The sequence below is a fragment of the Pelomonas sp. Root405 genome (assembly GCF_001425165.1).
Taxonomy (GTDB): Bacteria; Pseudomonadota; Gammaproteobacteria; order Burkholderiales; family Burkholderiaceae_C; genus Pelomonas.
Map to the genome: position 1 here is coordinate 1,265,105 of NZ_LMDU01000001.1, position 18,161 is coordinate 1,283,265.

An 18,161-nucleotide genomic window follows, 5' to 3' on the forward strand; every position below is an offset into this window, starting at 1 on the left:
CCATCACAGCCGCAGTTCCCAGCGTTCGCTGATGACCTGGCGGCCAAAGCTGGTCAGCGCCTCGCTGTGCACCAGCGCATAGCCTTCGGCCGAATAGATCGCCCGTGCGGATGTCAGCTCGCTCTGGGTCCACAGCGTGATGCGCGCATAGCCGGCGCCGCGGGCGAAATCGCTGCAGCGGCGCACCAGCCGCTTGCCGATGCCCAGCCCGCGCGCCCGTGGTTCCAGCAACAGCAGGCGCAATTGCGCGACGCCCTCTCGCACGTCGCCCGTCGCCTCGTCGCGGGCTCGAACCAGCATGACGCTGCCCAGCCGCTCCGCGCCGCGCGCGGCAATCCAGCAGGCCTCGCGCTCGGCGCTCAGGCGGTCGACGAAGTCGGCGCAGATGCGTGCCACCAGCGCCTCGAAATGAACGTCAAGGGCGTACTCGGCGGCGTAGAAGGCGCCGTGCCGCTCGATGATCCAGCCCAGGTCGCCGGGCTGGGGCGGGCGCAGTTCGACGGTGGTTGGCAGCTCCATGGTCGCCATCATCGTCGAGCCGCCCGGCCGCTGCAGCAGGCGCTACGCTGGCGACCGTCAGACAGGAGAACGCATGGGCATCGTGGTGTATTGGCTGGAAGGCGACGGCGAGGCGGCTGCGCCGGTCTGTCAGCTCTTCGGCAGCAAGGAGCTGACGCAGGCGCTGGCCTGGGCGGAGGACAGGCGCCGGCAGGGCCATCGGCATGTCAGCATCTCGGCCGAACTGGAAGAGAGCGTGGGCCGGCCAGGTGTCGCCGCGGTGGAGGCCGGCCTGACGCCGGGCGGCGAGGCCTACGAATGGTCCAAGGCGGGCCGGGCCGGCAAGGTGCGCAAGGGGAGATAGAGGCGCCTCTTTAAAATGCGTCGATGAATCTCCCGCATGACGTCAGCGACGCTGCTCAGCACAGTCCCCTTCTCAAGAACCTCAACCCCGAGCAACTGGCCGCCGTGACGGCCGAACCCGCACCCGCGCTGATCCTGGCCGGTGCCGGCTCGGGCAAGACCCGGGTGCTGACCACACGCATCGCCTGGCTGCTGCAGACCGGCCAGGTCAGCCCCGGTGGGGTGATGGCCGTGACCTTCACGAACAAGGCGGCCAAGGAGATGCTGACCCGCCTGTCGACCATGCTGCCCTTCAATGTGCGCGGCATGTGGATCGGCACCTTCCACGGCCTGTGCAACCGCTTCCTGCGCGCGCACTGGAAGCTGGCCAACCTGCCCCAGGCCTTCCAGATCCTGGACGCCAGCGATTCCACATCGGCCGTCAAGCGCGTCATCAAGGCGATGAAGCTCGACGAGGAGCGCTTCGTCCCCAAGCAGGTCGGCTGGTTCATCGCCGGCTGCAAGGAAGACGCCCAGCGCCCCGGCGACGTCGAGCCGCGCGATGAGCAGACCAAGAAGCTCATCGAGATCTACGCCAATTACGACGACCAATGCCAGCGCGAAGGCGTGGTCGACTTCGCCGAGCTGATGCTGCGCAGCTATGAACTGCTGCGCGACAACGCGTCCGTGCGCGAGCACTACCAGCGGCGCTTCCGCCATATCCTGGTCGACGAGTTCCAGGACACCAACAAGCTGCAGTACGCCTGGCTGAAGATGTTCGCGCCACCTGGCCAGGACAACGGCCAGAGCCTCTTGGCCGTCGGCGACGACGACCAGAGCATCTACGCCTTCCGCGGCGCCCGCGTTGGCAACATGGCCGACTTCGAGCGCGAGTACCGCGTCAAGCGTGTCATCAAGCTGGAGCAGAACTACCGCAGCTTCGGCCACATCCTGGATGCCGCCAACGAGCTGATCAGCCGCAACAGCCAGCGCCTGGGCAAGACCCTGCGCACCGACGCCGGCCAGGGCGACCCCATCCGCGTGCAGGAGGCGCCAAGCGATTTTGCCGAGGCGCAGTGGGTCATCGAGGAGATCCAGAGCCTGCACCGGGGCGGCATGGACCGCCAGGAGATCGCCATCCTCTACCGCAGCAATGCGCAGTCCCGCGTCATCGAATCGGCGCTGTTCAACGCGGGCATCCCATACCGCGTCTACGGCGGCCTGCGCTTCTTCGAGCGCGCCGAGGTCAAGCATGCGCTGGCCTATCTGCGCCTGTTGGAGAACCCGAACGACGACACCAGCTTCCTGCGCGTCGTCAACTTCCCGACCCGCGGCATCGGCGCCAAGACGCTGGAGAACCTGCAGGACGCGGCCAAGGCGAGCGGTCGCAGCCTCTACCAGAGCGTGGGCGCCATCACCGGCAAGGGCGGCGCCAACCTGGTCGCCTTCACCAACCTGATCGACTCGACGCGCAACCTCACGCAGGGCATGACGCTGCGCGAGATCATCGAGCAGGTGCTGGAGACCTCGGGCCTGCTGGACTTCTACCGCACCGACAAGGACGGCGCCGAGCGGCTGGAGAACCTGGACGAACTGATCAACGCCGCCGAGGCCTTCGTCATGCAGGAGGGCTTCGGCAAGAACGCCGTCGGCCTGCCGGTGGACGAGGTGGCCGAGGCCGGTACGCCGGGCGCCGTGCCCGATGCCGAGACCGGCGAGATCATGTCGCCGCTGGTCGCCTTTCTGACCCATGCGTCGCTGGAGGCCGGCGACAACCAGGCGCAGGCGGGCCAGGACGCCGTGCAGCTGATGACGGTGCATTCGGCCAAGGGCCTGGAGTTCGACGCCGTTTTCATCACCGGCCTGGAGGAAGGCCTGTTCCCGCACGAGAACTCGATGTCCGACCACGACGGCCTGGAGGAGGAACGCCGGCTGATGTATGTGGCCATCACGCGGGCACGCCAGAAGCTCTCACTGAGCTTTTGCCAGACGCGCATGCTGCACGGACAGACGCGTTATCACATCAAGAGCCGCTTCTTCGACGAGCTGCCGGAGGAGGCGCTGAAATGGCTGACGCCGCGCAACCAGGGCTTCGGCTCCGGCTATGCGCGCGAGTACCAGCAGGCCTGGCAGCGCGGCTCGGGCCTCAAGGGCATGGTGGGCGCGGGCAATGTGCCCAATCGTGGAGAAAGGGCCGCCTGGGTGGAGCCACCTGTGCCAGCCAGCATGAAGCAGAAGGTGTCCGAAGAACATGGCGGCCTGCGCGTCGGCAAGGGCGTGTTCCACAACAAGTTCGGCGAAGGCGTGCTGTTGACGCTGGAAGGCAGCGGCACCGATGCGCGCGCGCAGGTCAACTTCGGGCGCCATGGCACCAAGTGGCTGGCGCTGTCGGTGGCGAAACTGACGCCCATCGACTGAGGCGCTGGCTAGCGGCCCACGATGGCGATGTGGGCCTGGATCAACGTATCCAGCGCACCCACGCCGAAGCGGGCGCCGATGGCCTTGGCCACGTGCGCGGTCAGTTCGGGCAGGCGGCCGGGCGCGCGCGCCTCGATCTCGGCGCGCAACGGCGTGCCCTGGCAAAAGCCGAGGGCCGGCTGCGATGGTGATTCCGCGCGAGCCCTCAGCGGCAGCGTGATGATGTCGGCCGGGTGCTCGAAGCCGCCTTCTTCCAGCTCGGCGCGCAGCAGGTCCACGTCATGGCAGCCGTGCGGCGTGCGTGCCAGGAAGCGCGGCGGGTCGTCCGGGAAGGCCTCGGCCAGCGCCTGCGTCACGGTGGCGGCCAGCTCGTTGCTGTCGAGGTGGTCCCACACGTTGAACAGGAAAACGCCGCCCGGGCGCAGCACGCGGCGGATCTCGGCGAACGCAGCGGGCCGGTCGGGGAAGAACATCACGCCGAACTGGCATGCAACGAGGTCGAAGCTCGCGTCGGCAAACGGCAGCAGCTGGGCATCGGCCAGCCGCCACTGCACAGCCCGGCTGGTGGCCAGCGTCGCGGCCATGTCGAGCATGGCAGGGTTGAGGTCGCTCGCGACGATGGTGGTTTGCGCGGGCAGCTCGGCCGCCAGATGGCGCGTCAGCACGCCGGTGCCTGCAGCGATCTCCAGCAGGGCAGACGGCCGCAGCGCCGCTGCGCGCGCTGCCAGGTCGAGCGCGAAGGGCTCGAAGATCAGCGGCACCAGGTAGTGCTCGTAGAGCTGGGGGATGGATCCCGTGAAGCCCCGGTCGGCGAGGTTCATGTTGGCCCCTTGCCTCGTATGAGACGGGCCGATTGTGGGTGCGGTGCTAGTCTGGTTGCCGCTACCCACGCAATTGCTTGCAACTCGCCATGACTGATCACCGCCCTTCACAATCCGAGCTGAGCGCTTTCCTGAAAGCCGAGTTCCCGCAGAACCGCTGCACGGTCGAGGACGTCGACGCGGATGGCAGCGTCGTCGTGGCCCACCCGGTGGGCGAGAGCGAACTGCGGCCAGGTGGCACGGTGTCGGGCCCGGTCATGATGACGCTGGCCGACGTGGCGCTTTATGTCGCCATCCTGGCGCGCATCGGCATCGTGCCGCTGGCGGTGACAACCAACCTGTCCATCAACTTCCTGCGCAAGCCGCGCGCCGACCGGCGTGTCGTGGCGCGCTGCCGGCTGATGAAGCTGGGCAAGTCGCTCGCGGTCGGCGAGGTGTGGATATTCTCGGAAGGCGAGGACGAGCCGGTGGCTCACGCCACCGGCACCTACGCGATCCCGCGGGACCGCTGAACCCCAAGCTTCAGCTGCCGATGCGGCCGCCGTCGTTCTTGGTGATCATCACCGTGGCCGAGCGCGGCCGGGCGGTGTCGCCGCCAGCGCCGTAGCCGCTGTTGCCCGGCCAGTGGCTGACGAACTTGCTGGGGTCGGCCAGGGCAGACACCGGCGTCTCGTCGCCCGGGTGCTGGACGTTGACGAACATCACCTTGCCATCGGGCGTCTCGCACATGCCGGTGATCTCGTTGCCCTTCGGGCCGACCAGGAAGCGCTTCAGCGTGGTCGCAGCGGGCTTCTTGCCCAGCGGCGTGGTCACCGACGTGCTGCCGTAGTTCAGCGTCAGCGGGCCGCCGTCGCCGACGGTGCCGGGCAGGGCGGCCAGCATCATGCAGTTGGTGGCGTCAGTGAAGGCGCCGTCGTCGGTCTGGATCCAGCAGATGCCGGTGCTGGGGCTGAACACCAGGCCGTCGGGGCTGGAGAAGTCCTGGTCGGCAGTCAGGCCCGACAGGTTGACCAGGCCGGGCGACGCGGTGGACTCGGCGCCGAAGAGGTAGACGTCCCAGCTGAAGCTGCTCGCAGCCGGCTCGCCACCCGTTTCCTTCAGGCGCACGATGTGGCCGTTGACGTTGCCCTGCTGGACGGTAGCGGCGTCCTTGATGTCCGAGTAGGCGCGCGGGTTGGCGGCGTTGACCTGGGTCTGCGTGCCGGTCGGCGCGAGCCGGCGGCTGCTGTTGTTGGTCATCGTGAAATAGACCTCGCCGCTGGTCGGGTGGGTGCCGCACCACTCGGGGCGGTCCATCTTGGTGGCGCCGACGGCGTCGGCGGCCAGGCGGGCGTGGATCAGCACGTCGCCGTCATTGGCGAAGGCGTAGCCTGCGTAGCCGGCCACGGCCGGGTTGGCCATGCTCAGCTCGACCCAGTTGCCGCTGCCGTCGTCGTTGAACTTGGCGGCGTAGAGCTTGCCGTTGTCGAGGTATTTGTCGCCCGTGGCGATGCGGTCTGCCGGCGTCGCGTCCGCCGCCACCCAGCTGGCGCTGGAGACGAACTTGTAGACGTACTCGCCCTGCGCGTCGTCGCCCATGTAGACCGCCAGCGGCTTGCCGGCCACGGGCTTGCCAAAGGCGGCGCTCTCGTGGGCATAGCGGCCCAGTGCCGTGCGCTTCTTGATCAACGAGGTGGCGTTGTAGGGATCGATCTCGGTGATGTAGCCCTGGCCGTTGATCTCGTGGCGGTAGTCGTCGCTGCCGTCGGCCGACACGCCGGTGACGCTGGTGTTCCAGCGCGCGTATTTGTCGGCGGTACCGGCGGTTTCCCAGCCATAGCGGCTGGCGGCGGCGGCCGTCGCGGTGGCGTTGCGGCCATAGCGGGTCAGGGCCGCGTTGGCACCGGCGCTGCGCTTGGCGTTGTCGCCGGCGGCGCGGAAGAAGTAGCCGGTCCAGTTCTCTTCGCCGGTCAGCAGCGTGCCCCAGGGCGTCTTGCCGGTGCCGCAGTTGTTCAGCGTGCCGCGGGTCTTGGTGCCCGACGGCGAAAACTTGGTGACCATCAGCGCATGGCCGCGCGCCGGGCCGGCGATCTCGATCTCGGTCAGGCCGGTGATGCGGCGGTTGAAGGCGGAGTCGCTCACCAGCGCGAACTTGCCGGCGGTCTTGCGGAACTCGGCGATCGCCACGCCGTGGGCGTCGACCTCGATGTCGGTCTCGCTGACCGGGCGGGGCAGGGCGCTGGGGCCGTTGGCATGCAGGAACTGCGGCGTGATGTATTCGAAGTTCATGCCCAGCAGCGCGCGCTCGCTGTTGGCGGCGTCGGGCGTGCCGGTGGCCGAGAGGCCGAAGTACTCCATGCCGTCATGGCAGTCGCCGGCGCGCTTGTCGAAGCCGCTGTCGGTGCCGTCGTTCTTGTAGGCCGCCACGCCGGCGAACAGCGGGTCGCCGGTGGCGAACACCACGCTGGCGGTGTAGCCGGCGGGCACGGTGATGGTGTCGTTGAGGTTCTTGGCCACGGCCGAGAAGGCCAGCAGCGTTTCCGCGGGCGCCGGCGCCGGCGCGGGGGCGGGCGTGGGGGCCGGTGTCGGAGTGGCGTCGCTGCCGCCGCAGGCAGTCAGCGCGCTGGCGCCGAAGGCGGCGGTCATCGCGGTACCGAAACTGCCGCGGAGCACGTTGCGGCGGCTCAGCCGCGCCTGCAGGACGGTTTCGAAGCGCGGGTTGTCGGAACGGTTGGAATCTTCGTCGTCGAAGGAGGTGGCAACTGGCAGGTCAGTGAGGCGGCTCATTGAAGATGACATCCCGAAGGGTTGGAATAGAGCCGATCAGACTAGGTCCCCTTCGTGAAATCGTCGTGAAACGCCTGCCGGCGCCGCGTTCAATCGTTCAGCACGTCCTGCGGGGCGCCGAACATGAAGCAGTCGACGAAGCTGAAATAGAGCGACGCGTAGAACACCGTCGACAGCATCAGGCCAATCGCCATCAGCACCATGGGCGCGAACTGAGCCAGGCCGAGCAGGCCGAAGACCAGGCTGACGCAGCTGGCCACGGCCATCAGCAGGCCGCCCCACAGCAGCATGTTCACCAGGAAGGCGCCTTTGTTGCGCCACAGCGCCAGCGTGCTGGAGAACAGCGCCTGGGCGACGCCCTGGCCACCCCAGTGCACGAGGGCCGGCGCATGCCAGTAGGGCACCGACAGCAGGCCCATCAGGCCCAGCCGCGTGGCCAGGCCCCAGAACAGGCGCGGGTCGGTGGCGGCATTGGCGATGGCCTCGTTGTCGGCGTTGTCGGCAATCAGCTTTTGCAGGTCGCGCGTGCTGCCGCCGTCCACCCAGTCGGCCAGCAGGCCAACGGTCAGCATGGCGCCGGCATAGGCAAAGCACAGCAGCAGCTGGCTGCGGCGGCGCTCGGGCGTCAGCTTCAGCGGCGCGACGAACACGCTGACCGTGGGCACCTTCTTCTGCAGCACCAGGTGGGTGGCCAGCATGAAACCCAGCGACAGCAGCGGCAGCGAAGCCATCGTCAGTACCAGCCCCACACCAGGGATGAGCATGACGGCGAAGCCGGCGAACAGGAAGAGGCCGAACAGCCCGGCCAACGCCAGCGGCTGGCGCTGGAAGACCTTGAAACCGTGGCGTATCCACAGCCGTCCATTGCGCGCCGGGACCTGCTGGAGGTGGAGTTGCATCGTCATTCGGCGACCTCGCCGTGCAAGGCATGCCAGGGCTTGGCGATGCGCTCCCGCAGCACGCGCTCGAAGTGGCCGGGGTCGTGCGCCTTCAGCAGCGAGGCCTCGCGCGGCAGGTGCAGGTCATAGAGGCGCGACACCCAGAAGCGCAGCGCCGCAGCGCGCAGCAGGGCCGGCAGCAGCCGGTGCTCGGCACCGGACAGCGGACGCTCGGTCTCATAGGCGGAGACGAAGACGCTGGCACGGTCTTCGACCAACCGGCCGTCGCTGAGGTCGATGCACCAGTCGTTCAGGCAGACGGCCAGGTCGAACAGCCATGTGTCGACGCCGGCGAAATAGAAGTCGAAGAAGCCGGTCAGGCGCTCGCGGCCCGGGCCCTCGCCGGGCTCGAACATCACGTTGTCGCGGAACAGGTCGGCATGGATGGGGCCCGAGGGCAGGTCGGCGTAACCGGCGGACGCTGCCAGTTGCTCCTGGTAGGCCAGCTCGCTGGTCAGCAGCTCGGCCTGCGGTGCGTCCAGGAAGGGCAACAGCTGTGGGACGACCTCGCGCCACCAGGCCAGGCCGCGCAGATTGGGTTGGCGCAGCTCGAAGTCGCGCCCGGCCAGGTGCATGCGCGCCAGCGTGGCGCCGACCTGGGCGCAATGGAAGGCGTCGGGCGCGAGCTGATGGCCCCCATGCAGGCGGTCGACGATGGCCGCCGGCTTGCCGGCGACCTCGAAGAGGATGTCGCCACGGGTGTCGGCATGCGGCTCGGGCACCGGGACGCCGCGGCGGGCCAGGTGCTGCATCAGCCGCAGGTAGAAGGGCAACTGCTCGGCCGTCAGGCGTTCGAACAGCGTCAGCACATAGTGGCCGGCCTCGCAGTCGACGAAGTAGTTGGTGTTCTCGATGCCGGCGCCAATGCCGCGCAGCGACGTGAGGCGCCCCAGGGAGAGATGGTCCAGCAGGGCTTGCGCCTGGGCGGTGCTGACTTCGGTGAAAACGGCCATGGGTCTAGGAAGCGGCAGTGATGGCCCGAAGGCCGCTCACCATCAGAAATTGAGAACTCGCCAGACCCGCGTGCCCGAGCCGCTCTTGCTGAGGCCCGTGCCGCTGCCACCGGCCGACTCGCGGCCCGCGTCAGTGACGACGATTTCGTAGTCCGGGGCCTTGGTCAGCTTGTTCTTGACCGTGACCTTCTTGGTTTCGCCGCGCACCTTCACTTCCTCGATGCGGACCTGGTCGTCCTCCGCCACGTTGCGCTCGACCTTGGGTTCGGGCGGCGGGTCGGCGAGGGCGTTTGCAGCACAGGCTGCAAGCAGGAGGAGTACGGCGGGGCGGAGCATGCTGTCGATTCTAGGTGGGAGGCTGCAAGACAATCATGACCATGAGCAAACCCATCCTGCTGCTGGTCGACGGTTCCAGCTATCTGTATCGCGCCTTCCACGCCATGCCCGACCTGCGCGGGCCGGAGGGCCAGCCGACCGGCGCCGTGCGCGGCATGGTGGCCATGCTGAAGAAGTTGCAGAGCGACATCGGTGCCGCGCATGCCGTCTGCGTTTTCGACGCGCCCGGCAAGACGTTTCGTGACGACCTGTATCCGGAATACAAGGCCCAGCGCTCGCCCATGCCGCCGGAGCTGCGCGCGCAGATCGAGCCCATCCACGAGGTCGTCAAGCTGCTGGGCTGGCCCACGCTGACGGTGCCGGGCGTGGAGGCGGACGATGTCATCGGCACGCTGTGCTGCATCGGCGCCAACCAAGGCCACCGCGTCATTGTGTCGACGGGCGACAAGGACCTGTCCCAGCTGGTCAACCCGGACGTCGAGCTCATCAACACGATGAGCGGCGAGCGTCTGGACGAGGCTGGCGTGCTCGAGAAGTTCGGCGTGCCGCCCAACCGCATCGTCGACTTCCTGACGCTGATGGGCGACACGGTGGACAACGTGCCGGGCGTGGTGGGCGTGGGCCCGAAGACGGCGGCGAAGTGGGTGGCCGAATACGGCTCGCTCGACGGCGTCATCGCTGCGGCGCCCACGGTCAAGGGCAAGGCCGGCGAGAACCTGCGTGCCGCGCTGGACTGGCTGCCGATGGGCCGCACCTTGGTCACCGTGAAGGTGGATTGCGAGCTCGCCGAGCACGTGGCGGGCTGGCCGGCGCTGGAAGACCTGGCCTTCCGCGAGCCGGACAAGGCGGCGCTGGCGGCCTTCTACACGCGCAACGGCTTCAAGGCCTGGATCGAGGAGCTGACCGGCGAGGCGCCCGCGGCCAAGCCCAAGGCCGCGATCCCGGCCAATCCTGGCCTGTTCGACGAGCCCGAGCCACCGGCCGGTGCCGCTGGCGTCGCCCGCCAGTACGACACCATCCTGACGTTCGAGCAGCTCGACGCCTGGATCGCTCGCCTGCGTGCAGCGCCGCTGTGCGCCCTGGACACCGAGACCGATTCGCTGGACCCGATGGCCGCTCGCATCGTCGGCATCTCCTTTGCCGACAAGCCTGGCGAGGCCGCCTATGTGCCGCTGCATCACAGCGGCCCGGACGCGCCCCAGCAACTCGATTGCGACGAGGTGCTGGCCCGCCTCAAGCCCTGGCTGGAGGATGAGTCCGCCAAGAAGATCGGGCAGAACCTGAAGTACGACCGCCATGTGCTGGCGAATGCCGGCATCAACCTCGCTGGCGTGCAGCATGACACCCTGTTGCAGAGTTATGTGCTGGAGGCGCACAAGACGCACAACCTCGAAGCGCTTGCCGATCGGCATCTTGGCCGCAAGGGCCTGAGCTACGAGGACCTGTGCGGCAAGGGCGCGCACCAGATCCCGTTCGCGCAAGTCGACGTGGCCAGGGCCACGACCTACTCGGGCGAGGACTCCGAGATGTGCCTGCACCTGCACAGCGTGCTGTGGCCGCAGATCGAGGCCGATGCCGGGCTGACGCGCATCTACCGTGACATCGAGATGCCCACGGCCGACCTGCTGGCGCGCGTCGAGCGCAACGGCGTGCTGATCGACTCGGAACGGCTGAAGGCGCAAAGCCACGAGATCGGCCAGCGCCTGGTCCTGTTGGAATCGCAGTGCTACGACATTGCCGGCCAGCCCTTCAACATCGGGTCACCGAAGCAGATCGGCGACATCCTGTTCACCAAGCTGGGACTGCCCGTCATCAAGAAGACCGCCACCGGGGCGCCGTCGACCGACGAGGAGGTGCTGAACGAACTGGCGGCCGACTTCCCGCTGCCGGCGAAGATCCTTGAATACCGCGGCCTGTCCAAGCTCAAGAGCACCTACACCGACAAGCTGCCGCTGCAGATCAACGCCCATACCGGCCGCGTGCATACCAACTATGCGCAGGCGGTGGCGGTGACGGGGCGGCTGTCCAGCAACGAGCCCAACCTGCAGAACATCCCCATCCGCACCGCGGAAGGCCGGCGGGTGCGCGAGGCTTTCGTCGCGCCCGAGGGCTGCCGCATCGTCAGCGCCGACTACTCGCAGATCGAGCTGCGCATCATGGCCCACATCAGCGAGGACCCGGGCCTGCTGCGCGCGTTCCAGGAGGGCCAGGACGTGCACAAGGCGACGGCCAGTGAGGTGTTTGGCGTGGCGCTGAACGAGGTGTCCAGCGAACAGCGCCGTTATGCCAAGACCATCAACTTCGGCCTCATCTACGGCATGGGCGCCTTTGGCCTGGCCGCGGCGCTGGGCATCGAGCAGAAGGCGGCCAAGGATTACATCGAGCGCTACTTCACCCGCTTTGCCGGCGTGAAGCGCTATATGGACGAAACCAAGGCCGGCGCCGCCGAGCGCGGCTATGTCGAGACGCTGTTCGGCCGCCGCATCTACCTGCCCGAGATCCGCGGTGGCAACGGCCCACGCCGCGCCGGCGCCGAGCGCCAGGCCATCAATGCGCCCATGCAGGGCACGGCCGCCGACCTCATCAAGCTGGCCATGCTGCAGGTTCAGACCGAGCTGGACCGCGCGGGCAAGCAGGCCAAGATCGTCATGCAGGTGCACGACGAGCTGGTGTTCGAGGTGCCCGAGGCCGAACTGGACTGGATGCGCGCCGAGGTGCCGCGCTTGATGGCCGGCGTGGCGGACCTGAAGGTAGCGCTGCTGGCCGAGGTGGGTGTGGGCAGCAACTGGGAAGAAGCGCATTGATCACCGCCCACAATCCCCTTGATTTCCTATTTTTCCCAAAATAGGGAAAATACGGGCATGCCAGTCGGGAGCCTCCTCATGTCCGCCGTCCTCGAACAAGCCATTGCCGACCAGCTGCCCAGCGTGTCGGCCACCCAGCTCGTGGCGGGCATCCAGAAGGTGGGCCGCACCGTGGCCGCCCATGGCGCGGTGCTGATCACCAAGCATGACCAGCCGGCCTTCGTGCTGATGTCGGTCGAGCGCTACCGCGAGATGCAGCGTGCCGCCGAGCCCGACCTGGGCGTCCTGGGCGGCGAGTTCGACGCGATGCTGGCGCGCATGCAGGGGCAAGAGGAGGCATTGGTCGATGCCTTTGCGATGCCGCCCGAGGCCATCGGTGCAGCGGCCGTGAAGGCCGCCAAGCCGCGCAAGCCGGTTCGCAAGGCCGCCTGAATGAGGCGGCTCCTCGCCCAGTCCAGCCTCGCTGGACGCGGGCCAGCCTGGACGGCCCCCCAAGGGGACGGCGATGCTTGCGGCATTGAGCCGCAAGCACATCGCCTGCCGGGCCGGCTTGGGAGCGGCCCGGCGCTCGGCCCGATATCTTCAGCAGCAACGGATTACTGAGTTGCCGGCCCGCCTCTTCGTGCTGGCCGGCGTCAACGGCGCCGGCAAGAGCTCGCTGGGCGGCGCGGCCATCGCCGCCAGCGGCGCCGACTTCTTCAACCCCGACATCACCGCCGCGCAGCTCCGCGAGCAGCAGCCCGGCCTTTCCGCCGAACAGGCCAATGGCCTGGCCTGGATGCTGGGGCGGCGCGGCGTCGAGAAGGCGCTGGCCGACGGTCTGACCTATGCCTTCGAGACGACGCTGGGCGGCACCAGCATGACCAAGTTGCTGCTGGACGGCGCGCGTGCTGGCGCCAAGGTGCACGTCTGGTATGCGGGCCTGGCCACGCCCGAACTGCACTTGCGCCGCATCCAGGCACGCGTGGCGGCAGGCGGCCATGACATTCCCGAGGCCAAGGTGCGCGAGCGCTTTGACGCGAGCCGCGGCAACCTCGTCAAGCTGATGCCGGTGCTGACCAGTCTGCGCCTGTACGACAACAGTTTCGAGGCCGACCCGCGGCTGGGGCGCCGGCCGCAGCCGGTGCTGCTGCTGCACATGCAGGGCGGCCGGGTCGTGTCGCATGCGCCGCTGCGCAGCGTGCCGGCCTGGGCCAAGCCGCTGCTGGCGGCAGCGCTGCGTTGACTATCATCAGCCCGCCTTGAAAGGGAGCTGAGTGATGAAGGTCTTGCTGGTCGATGCGTTTCCGATGGTGCGCGCTGCGCTCACCGGGCTGATCGAGCAGCATTTCGCCGGTGCCCAGGTGCATGGCGTCGACAGCGTCGCCGCAGCGCGTGCCGCGCTGGCGGCAGACATTCCTCGCCTGGTGCTGCTGGACCTGCATGTGGACGGCGGCTTCGAGCTGCTGCAGCAGATCCACGGCGAGCACCTGCTGCTGCCGGTGGTGGTCATCTCGGGCAGCGACGAGACCGAGGAAGCCCTGCATGCCTTGAGCGCCGGCGCCATGGGCTATGTGCCCGAACGCAGCGACCTCGACACGCTGGTGCAGGCCCTGCACCTGGTGTTGGCCGGTGGCACCTATGTGCCGCCGCTCAAGCCCCGTGCCGACGAGGTGCCGCCATCGGCCGCGCGCCCGGCCGCACCGTCACAGGCCTGGGCCGAGCTGCCGCTGACGCCGCGGCAGAAGGGCGTGCTGGACCTGCTGGCGCGCGGCCTGTCCAACAAGGAGATCGCGCGCGAACTCAATGTCAGTGTCGACACCGTCAAGGACCATGTCGCCGCGGTTCTCAAGGCGCTCGGCGCCAACTCGCGCACGCAGGCCGTGCTGATCGCGACGCAGAAGGCGGCTCGTTAGAGCTGCTTCTTCACCTCGTCCTTGAACCAGCCGGATTCAAGGTAGGCATAAAAGTTCTTGCCGGGGCAGACGGTCTGGCGGCTGTGGTCCTTGTGGCTGGCAATCGCGTCCAGGCCGAGCCGGTGTTCGCGCGCGAGCCAGGCGGTCACGTCGACGGCGGACTTCAGCTGCGCCTGGGTCGGTTGCTGCTCCTCGAAGTTGCCCACCAGCATGACGAGGGCGTGGCCGCGCGGGTCGTATTCGGTGTTGGTGTCGCCCGGCTGGGCCAGCGGCCGGGCGGCGTAGATGCGGCCATCGGGCGCGATGACGTAGTGGTAGGGGATGTCGGCCCAGCGCTTGGTCAGCCGGGACCACTGCTGCAGCCGGCGCAGGTAAGCCTCGACGTCGGCGCCTTCCTTCCAGATCTCGCCCTGGTGGTGCAGGGTGATGTGGGTGATGCGCTGCGGCGCGGCGACCGCTGCCGCCGAGCTGCCGCCCCACGTGTCGACGCTGACGATGTCGGGCGCGGGCGGCTTGCTCGCGCAACCGGCCAAGGTCAGCACCGCAGCGAGGGCAAGGGCGAGTTTCATTGGATGGCCTCGATGGCGTTCAGCACCGCTTCCGCAGTGGCCGGGGCGCGCAGCGGCGGGTCGCAATCATCGGCACCGCAGGCCGCGCAGGCGTCCTTGATGGCCAGCAGCGCGGCAAAGCCCAGCAGCAGCGGCGGCTCGCCGACGGCCTTGCTGCGGTGGATGGTTTCGCTGGCATTGGGCGCGCCGAACAGTTCCACGCGCAGTTCGGGCGGGCAGTCGTTGGCGGTCGGGATCTTGTAGGTGCTGGGCGCGTGCGTGGTCAACAGGCCTGTCGTCGGGTGCCAGACGAGCTCTTCCATCGTCAGCCAGCCCATGCCCTGGATGAAGCCGCCTTCGATCTGGCCGATGTCCAGCGCAGGGTTCAGGCTGCTACCGACGTCATGCAGGATGTCGGCGCGCGTGATGCGGCTTTCGCCGGTCAGCGTGTCGACCAGCGCTTCGCAGACGGCGCCGCCCCAGGCGTAGTAGTAGAACGGGTGGCCTTGCAGCTTGGTGCGGTCCCAGTGCAGGCCGGGCGTGGCGTAGAAGCCGTCGCTCCACAGCTGCACGCGCTTCAGGTAGGCAGCGGCCACCAGCTCGCAGAAGGCGATGCGCTGGCCGCCGCCGCTGACCTGGCCGCCGTCGAAGGCGACCAGCTCGGGCGCGCAGCCGAAGCGCTCTGCCGCGAGTGCCGCCAGCCGCTGCTTGATCTTGCGCGCCGCATCCTGCGCCGCCTTGCCGTTCAGGTCGCTGCCTGTGGACGCCGCCGTGGCCGAGGTGTTGGCCACCTTGCTCGTGTCGGTCGCCGAGCAGCGCACGGCGCTCATGGGCAGGCCCAGCTCATGCGCGACGACCTGCGCGACCTTGGTGTTCAGCCCCTGGCCCATCTCCGTGCCGCCGTGGTTCACCAGCACCGAGCCGTCGGTGTAGACATGCACCAGCGCGCCGGCCTGGTTCAAGTGGGCGACGTTGAAGGAGATGCCGAACTTGACCGGCGTGAACGCCAGGCCCTTCTTCAGTACCGGGCTGGCGGCGTTGAAGGCGGCGATCTCCGCGCGCCGTTCGGCGTAGCGGCTGCTGGCCAGCAGCTGGGCGGTCAGCGGCTGCGCATGCAGCTCCTCGACCTGCTGGCCATACGGCGTCACGTCCTGGCCGCGCGCGTAGAAATTGCGCTGCCGCACCTCCGCCGGGTCCAGTCCCAGCTGCCGCGCGATGCCGTCCAGGATCATTTCAACGGCGATGGCGCCCTGCGGCCCGCCGAAGCCGCGGAAGGCGGTGTTGCTCTGCGTGTTGGTCTTGGCGCAATAGCCGTGCATGGCCACATGCGGCAGCCAGTAGGCGTTGTCGAAGTGGCAGAGCGCCCGGGCCATCACGGGTGCCGACAGGTCGGCGCTGTGGCCGGCGTTGGCGACGAGGTCGATGTCGACGGCGAGGATGCGGCCAGCGGCGTCGAAGCCGACATCCCAGCGGTAGTCGAAACCATGGCGGCGGCCGGTGATGAGGAAGTCGTCATCGCGGTCGACACGCAGCTTGACCGGCTTGCCCAGCTTCAGCGCCGCGATGGCGGCGACGCAGGCGAACACGGCCGATTGGCTCTCCTTGCCGCCAAAGCCACCGCCCATGCGCCGGCATTGCACGGCGACGCGGTGCGCCTGCCAGCCGATGGCATGCGCCACCAGCTGCTGCATCTCGCTCGGGTGCTGGGTGGAGCAATGCACCAGCAGGGCCTCCCCGCCTTCCTGCGGCAGGGCCAGGCTGATCTGGCCCTCCAGATAGAACTGCTCCTGCCCGCCCAGGCTCCACCTGCCTTGCAGGCGGTGCGGCGCGCTGGCGAGGTGCTTGGCGGGCTCGCCGCGCGTCAGGTGCATGGGCGGCAGCACGTACTGGCCGATGGCATGGGCGTCGAGCGCCGTCAGCACGGGCGGCCGCGCCTCGGCCTGGATGACCTGCTTGGCCAGGGCCGCCGCGCGGCGCGCCAGCTCGCGGTTCGTCGCGATGACGGCGAACACGGGCTGGCCGACATAGCGAAGTTCGTCAGCCGCCAGGATCGGGTCGTCGTGCAGCAGCGGGCCGCAGTTGTTCTCGCCGGCGATGTCGGCCGCGCTCAGCACCGCCACAACGCCCGGCATCTTGCGGATGCGCGCCAGGTCGATGCCGGTCAGCCTGCCGTGGGCGATGGGCGACAGTCCCAGCGCCGCGTGCAGGGTGCCGGCGGGCTCGGGCAGGTCGTCGATATAGGGCGCGGCGCCGCTGACATGCAGGTGGGCCGATTCATGCGGCGTCGACTTGCCGACAACGGCCTCGGCGACCGGCAGGGTTTCGGGCTTGTTCATGCCGGCACCTCCTGCATCGATGGCCAGATGCCGATGGGCGCGGTCTGCGCGCCGCCGGTCTCCAGCCAGAGCTTGGTGAACAGGTTCTGCGCGACCTTGAGCCGGTAACCGGCCGAGGCGCGCATGTCGGTCATCGGCTTGAAGTCCAGCGGCAGCGCGGCGGCCGCGGCCTTCGCGGTGGCTTCGTTCCACGGCTGGCCGACCACGGCGGCTTCGGCCGCGGCGGCGCGCTTGACGATGGCGGCCATGCCGCCGAAAGCAAAGCGGGCCTCCTGCACGACGCCGGCATTCAGCCGCACGCCCAGCACGGCACATACGGCCGAGATGTCGCTGTCATGGCGCTTGGCGATCTTGTGCGCGCTGAAGCGCCAGTCGGGCGAGGGCAGTGGCACCCGCAGCGCCTCGATGAATTCACCGGGCTGCAGGTCCTTCTTCATGTAGTCGAGATAGAAGTCCTGCAGCTTGAGGCGGCGCTGCCGTGCACCACGGCGCAGGATGACGTCGGCGCCCAGCGCGATCAGGGCCGGCGCACCGTCGCCGATGGGCGAGCCGTTGGCGATGTTGCCGCCCAGCGTGCCGGCATGGCGCACCGGCGGTGACGCAAAGCGCAGCCACAGCTCGCGCAGGCGCGGCACGGCGGCGGTCAGCGCCGCCCAGCTGTCTTCCAGCGAGGCCGCGGCGCCGATCCACAGGCCGCCGTCTTCCGGCCGGATTTCGCGCAGCGCCGCAACGCGGCCAGTGTAGATAACGTCGCCGAGTTCGCGGAACTGCTTGTTGACCCACAGGCCCACGTCGGTGGAGCCGGCCAGCAACGTGGCCTGCGGATAGGTCTCGCAAAGCAGGGCGAGGTCGGGGATGCTCTGCGGCGCATGGAAGCGCGCGCCGGCGAGGCCATAGTCCAGCGGCTCGTCGGCGGCCAGGGTTTGCAGCGCCTGGACGATGGGCGCGCGGTCCAGGCAGCGGGCCGGCATGTCGAACATCTGCTCGCCCGCGTCCAGGATGGGCCGGTAGCCGGTGCAGCGGCACAGGTTGCCCGCCAGCGCATCGGCCAGTTGCTGCCGCGTGGGCTTGGTGCCCGCGGCCTGGTGGGCCTCGTAGCAGGCCGTCATGCTCATGACGAAGCCGGGTGTACAGAAGCCGCATTGCGAGCCGTGGCAGTCGACCAGGGCCTGCTGCACAGGGCTGAGCTGGGCCGGGCCGCCCAGGTCTTCGACGGTCAGCAGCGCGCGGCCGTCCAGCGTCGGCAGGAACTGGGTGCAGGCATTGACGTTGCTTAGCTGCAGCTGGCCCGACGGGTCGAGCTCGCCCTGGATGACGGTGCAGGCGCCACAGTCGCCCTCGGCGCAGCCTTCCTTGGTGCCTGTGCAGGCAGCGTGCTCTCGCAGGTACTGCAGCACCGTCGTCGTCACGGCCAGGTTGGCCACCTCGACGACTTCGCCGCGGTGGAAAAAGCGGATGGGTCTCGTGTTCATGCTGGCACCGATTGTCGAGTGTTGCCTCAGAATT

16 protein-coding genes are annotated in these 18,161 nt (G+C 68.6%); 7 read left to right on the forward strand and 9 right to left on the reverse strand.

Annotated features, from left to right (window positions below; translation table 11 throughout):
• Positions 1 to 3: 3 nt before the first annotated feature.
• Positions 4 to 519 carry a GNAT family N-acetyltransferase gene (locus ASC81_RS05755; protein WP_056263664.1) on the reverse strand — a complete coding sequence of 172 codons (516 nt, stop codon included), beginning with the start codon at positions 517 to 519 and terminating at the stop codon, positions 4 to 6.
• 73 nt (positions 520 to 592) lie between these two features.
• On the opposite strand from ASC81_RS05755, the gene ASC81_RS05760 reads away from it, so the two are divergent.
• Both ASC81_RS05760 and ASC81_RS05765 read left to right on the forward strand, forming a co-directional pair.
• Positions 593 to 862, forward strand: coding sequence for a hypothetical protein (locus ASC81_RS05760; protein ID WP_156391778.1), 270 nt, complete (start codon positions 593 to 595; stop codon positions 860 to 862).
• Positions 863 to 885: 23 nt separating this feature from the next.
• Positions 886 to 3,258: a UvrD-helicase domain-containing protein gene (locus ASC81_RS05765; RefSeq protein WP_056263669.1), complete on the forward strand. Its 2,373-nt coding sequence runs from the start codon at positions 886 to 888 to the stop codon at positions 3,256 to 3,258.
• Between the two features lie 8 nt (positions 3,259 to 3,266).
• On the opposite strand, the gene ASC81_RS05770 is transcribed toward ASC81_RS05765, so the two are convergent.
• Entirely contained in the window at positions 3,267 to 4,079 is an 813-nt protein-coding gene (locus tag ASC81_RS05770; protein ID WP_056263670.1) for a class I SAM-dependent methyltransferase, read from the reverse strand.
• A gap of 89 nt (positions 4,080 to 4,168) precedes the next feature.
• Here ASC81_RS05770 and ASC81_RS05775 point away from each other — a divergent pair, with 89 nt between their 5' ends.
• Positions 4,169 to 4,591, forward strand: a complete 423-nt coding sequence (locus ASC81_RS05775; RefSeq protein WP_056263672.1) for a PaaI family thioesterase — start codon at positions 4,169 to 4,171, stop codon at positions 4,589 to 4,591.
• 10 nt (positions 4,592 to 4,601) lie between these two features.
• Here the strand turns inward: ASC81_RS05775 and ASC81_RS05780 are convergent, their stop codons facing one another.
• The 4 genes from ASC81_RS05780 to ASC81_RS05795 form a co-directional block, all read right to left on the reverse strand.
• Entirely contained in the window at positions 4,602 to 6,845 is a 2,244-nt protein-coding gene (locus tag ASC81_RS05780) for a PhoX family phosphatase (protein ID WP_056263674.1), read from the reverse strand.
• Between the two features lie 89 nt (positions 6,846 to 6,934).
• Positions 6,935 to 7,744, reverse strand: coding sequence for a BPSS1780 family membrane protein (locus ASC81_RS05785; RefSeq protein WP_056263677.1), 810 nt, complete (start codon positions 7,742 to 7,744; stop codon positions 6,935 to 6,937).
• Between the two features lie 2 nt (positions 7,745 to 7,746).
• Positions 7,747 to 8,736, reverse strand: coding sequence for a homoserine kinase (locus tag ASC81_RS05790; protein WP_056263679.1), 990 nt, complete (start codon positions 8,734 to 8,736; stop codon positions 7,747 to 7,749).
• A gap of 42 nt (positions 8,737 to 8,778) precedes the next feature.
• Positions 8,779 to 9,072 (reverse strand): hypothetical protein, encoded by a 294-nt coding sequence (locus ASC81_RS05795; RefSeq protein WP_056263681.1) that lies wholly within the window; start codon positions 9,070 to 9,072, stop codon positions 8,779 to 8,781.
• A 35-nt stretch (positions 9,073 to 9,107) separates the two neighbouring features.
• On the opposite strand from ASC81_RS05795, the gene polA reads away from it, so the two are divergent.
• The 4 genes from polA to ASC81_RS05815 all read left to right on the forward strand — a co-directional run bounded on the left by polA (position 9,108) and on the right by ASC81_RS05815 (position 13,771).
• Positions 9,108 to 11,876, forward strand: a complete 2,769-nt coding sequence (polA, locus tag ASC81_RS05800; protein WP_056263683.1) for a DNA polymerase I — start codon at positions 9,108 to 9,110, stop codon at positions 11,874 to 11,876.
• 78 nt (positions 11,877 to 11,954) lie between these two features.
• On the forward strand, positions 11,955 to 12,308 hold the full coding sequence (locus tag ASC81_RS05805) for a type II toxin-antitoxin system prevent-host-death family antitoxin (RefSeq protein ID WP_056263685.1): 354 nt from the start codon (positions 11,955 to 11,957) through the stop codon (positions 12,306 to 12,308).
• Between the two features lie 172 nt (positions 12,309 to 12,480).
• Positions 12,481 to 13,101 (forward strand): AAA family ATPase, encoded by a 621-nt coding sequence (locus ASC81_RS05810; RefSeq protein WP_200946695.1) that lies wholly within the window; start codon positions 12,481 to 12,483, stop codon positions 13,099 to 13,101.
• A gap of 34 nt (positions 13,102 to 13,135) precedes the next feature.
• The gene (locus ASC81_RS05815; RefSeq protein WP_056263686.1) at positions 13,136 to 13,771 is read left to right on the forward strand and encodes a response regulator transcription factor; all 636 of its coding nucleotides are present in this window, start codon (positions 13,136 to 13,138) and stop codon (positions 13,769 to 13,771) included.
• Here ASC81_RS05815 and ASC81_RS05820 read toward each other — a convergent pair.
• Genes ASC81_RS05820 through xdhA form a run of 3 tightly spaced genes read right to left on the reverse strand, consistent with a single transcriptional unit; the run spans position 13,768 to position 18,127 of the window.
• Complete coding sequence (locus ASC81_RS05820; protein WP_056263689.1) at positions 13,768 to 14,340, reverse strand: peptidoglycan recognition family protein; 573 nt, start codon at positions 14,338 to 14,340, stop codon at positions 13,768 to 13,770. The two genes, ASC81_RS05815 and ASC81_RS05820, sit on opposite strands and share 4 nt — an antisense overlap.
• Entirely contained in the window at positions 14,337 to 16,655 is a 2,319-nt protein-coding gene (xdhB, locus tag ASC81_RS05825; protein WP_056263691.1) for a xanthine dehydrogenase molybdopterin binding subunit, read from the reverse strand. The genes ASC81_RS05820 and xdhB overlap by 4 nt, the downstream gene beginning before the upstream one ends.
• A complete protein-coding gene (xdhA, locus tag ASC81_RS05830) occupies positions 16,652 to 18,127 on the reverse strand; it encodes a xanthine dehydrogenase small subunit (protein WP_056263693.1) in 1,476 nt (491 codons plus the stop codon). The genes xdhB and xdhA overlap by 4 nt, the downstream gene beginning before the upstream one ends.
• Positions 18,128 to 18,161: the final 34 nt, after the last annotated feature.

Coding starts and splice junctions, on each gene's coding strand:
- ASC81_RS05755 (WP_056263664.1), bottom strand. CDS start 519: ATGGAGCTGCCAACCACCGTCGAACTGCGCCCGCCCCAGCCCGGCGAC.
- ASC81_RS05760 (WP_156391778.1), top strand. CDS start 593: ATGGGCATCGTGGTGTATTGGCTGGAAGGCGACGGCGAGGCGGCTGCG.
- ASC81_RS05765 (WP_056263669.1), top strand. CDS start 886: ATGAATCTCCCGCATGACGTCAGCGACGCTGCTCAGCACAGTCCCCTT.
- ASC81_RS05770 (WP_056263670.1), bottom strand. CDS start 4,079: ATGAACCTCGCCGACCGGGGCTTCACGGGATCCATCCCCCAGCTCTAC.
- ASC81_RS05775 (WP_056263672.1), top strand. CDS start 4,169: ATGACTGATCACCGCCCTTCACAATCCGAGCTGAGCGCTTTCCTGAAA.
- ASC81_RS05780 (WP_056263674.1), bottom strand. CDS start 6,845: ATGAGCCGCCTCACTGACCTGCCAGTTGCCACCTCCTTCGACGACGAA.
- ASC81_RS05785 (WP_056263677.1), bottom strand. CDS start 7,744: ATGCAACTCCACCTCCAGCAGGTCCCGGCGCGCAATGGACGGCTGTGG.
- ASC81_RS05790 (WP_056263679.1), bottom strand. CDS start 8,736: ATGGCCGTTTTCACCGAAGTCAGCACCGCCCAGGCGCAAGCCCTGCTG.
- ASC81_RS05795 (WP_056263681.1), bottom strand. CDS start 9,072: ATGCTCCGCCCCGCCGTACTCCTCCTGCTTGCAGCCTGTGCTGCAAAC.
- polA (WP_056263683.1), top strand. CDS start 9,108: ATGACCATGAGCAAACCCATCCTGCTGCTGGTCGACGGTTCCAGCTAT.
- ASC81_RS05805 (WP_056263685.1), top strand. CDS start 11,955: ATGTCCGCCGTCCTCGAACAAGCCATTGCCGACCAGCTGCCCAGCGTG.
- ASC81_RS05815 (WP_056263686.1), top strand. CDS start 13,136: ATGAAGGTCTTGCTGGTCGATGCGTTTCCGATGGTGCGCGCTGCGCTC.
- ASC81_RS05820 (WP_056263689.1), bottom strand. CDS start 14,340: ATGAAACTCGCCCTTGCCCTCGCTGCGGTGCTGACCTTGGCCGGTTGC.
- xdhB (WP_056263691.1), bottom strand. CDS start 16,655: ATGAACAAGCCCGAAACCCTGCCGGTCGCCGAGGCCGTTGTCGGCAAG.
- xdhA (WP_056263693.1), bottom strand. CDS start 18,127: ATGAACACGAGACCCATCCGCTTTTTCCACCGCGGCGAAGTCGTCGAG.